Annotated in this window: 2 protein-coding genes; both read left to right on the top strand. The window is 54.1% G+C overall.

What is annotated here, in order from left to right:
- Positions 1-755: VirB4-like conjugal transfer ATPase, CD1110 family (locus J3353_RS15895; RefSeq protein WP_370569221.1), on the top strand; the 755-nt coding region annotated here is incomplete at its 5' end.
- On the top strand, positions 748-1894 hold a 1147-nt coding region (locus J3353_RS15890), incomplete at its 3' end, for a CD1108 family mobile element protein (RefSeq protein ID WP_207685234.1). The genes J3353_RS15895 and J3353_RS15890, both read left to right, overlap by 8 nt.

Below are 1894 nucleotides of genomic sequence, written 5' to 3'. Positions count from 1 at the left end.
AGGGCTTGCAGCCGGTGGAAAAGACGGTCATTGACCGCTGCGTCCATGTGATCTATCGCAAGTATTTCGAGAATCCCACCCCGGAAAATATGCCGCTGTTGGAAGATCTGTACAACGCCCTGCTGACGCAAGATGAACCGGAAGCCCGCCATGTGGCGGCTGCGCTGGAAATTTACGTTAAGGGTTCTTTGAATATTTTTAACCACCACACCAATGTGGATATCAATAATCGCATTGTCTGTTTTGATATCAAGCAGCTTGGCAAGCAGCTGAAAAAACTCGGTATGCTCATCGTGCAGGATGCCGTGTGGGGGCGTGTGACCGCCAACCGCAGTGCCGGAAAATCCACCCGGTACTATGCAGACGAGTTCCATTTGCTCTTGAAGGAAGAGCAGACTGCGGCGTACAGCGTTGAAATTTGGAAGCGTTTTCGTAAGTGGGGCGGCATCCCGACAGCCCTAACGCAGAACGTCAAAGATCTGCTGGCAAGTCCCGAAGTATCGAATATTTTTGAAAACTCGGACTTTGTGTATATGCTCAATCAAGCCAACGGAGACCGGCAGATTTTGGCGAAGCAGCTCAACATCTCGCCCCATCAGCTTTCCTACGTCACTCACTCCGGTGAGGGCGAAGGGCTGCTGTTCTTCGGCAACGTGATCCTACCCTTTGTTGACCACTTCCCGAAAGACCTTGAACTCTACCGCATCCTTACGACCCGCCTTTCCGAAGTTGCGGAGGCGCAAAAGCATGAGTGAGAAACAGCCGAAGCTGAGATTCGAGGAGGAAAAGGAGCGCACGGCTACACGCTCCCCTCCGAAAAAGTCTAAAGTGGAGCAGTCGGTGCCCAAAAAGCAGAAACTGAAACAGGATGCAGACAAGGCAGCGGAAAAGGCGCAGCACCTGCGTTTTGGCAAAGCCGAGATCACCCCGGATGAAGCATCCCGCATGACAAAGCAGCAGAAACGTGCTATGTATGCCGCTGCTGCCGCCCGGTCTGCGGTGCATCGGGAGGTTGACCAGTACGAGGACGATAATGTGGGCACACAGGCTTTAAGCGAGGGCGAAAAGGCAGCAGGAAATGTCCGGGATATTTCCAAGCGCATCTATGCCCGGAAGCTGAAAAAGAAAGCCAAGATGCAGGGCAAGAAGGGTGCCAAAACCGCAAAATCTTCCCCGCAGAAGCCGACTGCGGCACAAGATGCAGGCGAATCCTGCACCGGCGAGGACTGCTCCAACTGGCTCTCCCGATGGCGGCAGAAACAGGACATCCGGCAGAGTTACTATGCCGCCGCCCATTCGGGCACAGCGGCGCAGACCGCAGGCGGCAAAGCGGCATCCAATGCTGCAAAGTCCGGCATGGAACAGGTCATCGACAAAGGAAGATCGGTGGTCAGCACCGCAGTCAACGGCATTGCCAATTTTGCAAAGAGCAACGCGCACGTTCTTTTGATCGTGGGCGTTTTTCTTTTGCTCCTGCTGCTGGTCATGTCAGCGTTTTCGTCCTGTTCCATTCTGTTTTCCGGCACCACGCAGGTATCCGGGCAGACCATCTACACCGCAGAGGATCGGGACATCCGGGGAGCCGAAACCGACTACAAGAAGCTGGAAAAGGAACTGGATAAGAAGATCAAGCGTACCCCCACCGACCACCCCGGCTATGACGAATATCGATACCATCTGGATGATATTGAACACGATCCGTGGCAGCTGACCTCTTTTCTCACGACTCTGTATGACGATTATACCCGGTCGGAGGTGCAGGGCAAGTTGAAGGAGACCTTCAAAAAGCAGTATAAGCTCACCACATGGGTGGAGGTGCAGATACGGTATAAGACCGTCTGGGTCATCAGCCCGGCAGGAATCCCGGTTCCCACGCAGGTGCCCTACGAGTACA

Source organism: Faecalibacterium sp. Marseille-Q4137 (assembly GCF_017377535.1).
GTDB classification, from domain to species: domain Bacteria; phylum Bacillota; class Clostridia; order Oscillospirales; family Ruminococcaceae; genus Faecalibacterium; species Faecalibacterium duncaniae.
This window is presented reverse-complemented; position numbering and strand designations above follow the sequence as displayed.